At 37.0% G+C, this 871-nt stretch carries 1 pseudogene; it reads right to left on the reverse strand.

The window, feature by feature from the left end:
- Positions 1 to 871, reverse strand: a pseudogene (locus ACU68W_RS09215) (hypothetical protein); the annotation flags it as partial.

Below are 871 nucleotides of genomic sequence, written 5' to 3' on the forward strand. Positions count from 1 at the left end.
GCATCCTTTTTAGCTTGGTCTGCATTCTTGTACTTGTCTGTATCCTTTGTAGATTTTTCTTTATCTACTTCAGCTTGAAGTGCTTTCTTATCTACTTCTGGAGTTTTTTCTCCGTTCAATTCTGCTTGAGCTTTTGTTAATGCATCTTTAGCTTTGTTAACATCGTCTTGACTTGCTTTTGGATCTGCTAGTACTTTTTGTGCATCTGCTAATGCTTTGTCGTATGCATCCTTTTTAGCTTGGTCTGCATTCTTGTACTTGTCAGAGCCTTTTATTGCATCGTCTTTGTTTTTGTCTACTTCTGCTTTAAGTGCAGCTTTGTCTACTTCTGCGCTTACGCCTAATGCTTCTTCTGCAGCTTTTAATGCATCTTTTGCTTTGTTAACTTCTTCTTGTGTTGCATTTGGATTTTCAAGAACTTTTTGTGCATCTTCTAATGCTTTGTCGTATGCATCCTTTTTAGCTTGGTCTGCATTCTTGTACTTGTCTGTATCCTTTGTAGATTTTTCTTTATCTACTTCAGCTTGAAGTGGTTTCTTATCTACTTCTGGAGTTTTTTCTCCGTTTAATGCGTCTTCTGCTGCTTTTAATGCATCTTTAGCTTTGTTAACTTCTTCTTGAGTAGCTTTGTCATTAGCTAAAACTTCTTTTGCTTTTGCCAATGCTTCGTCGTATGCTTTCTTCTTGTCAGCATCTGCATTCTTGTACTTGTCAGAGCCTGTTATTGCATCGTCTTTGTTTTTGTCTACTTCAGCTTGAAGTGGTTTCTTATCTACTTCTGGAGTTTTTTCTCCGTTTAATGCGTCTTCTGCTGCTTTTAATGCATCTTTAGCTTTGTTAACTTCTTCTTGAGTAGCTTTGTCATTAGCTA

The sequence above is a fragment of the Finegoldia sp. P2-F-LR genome (assembly GCF_052932265.1).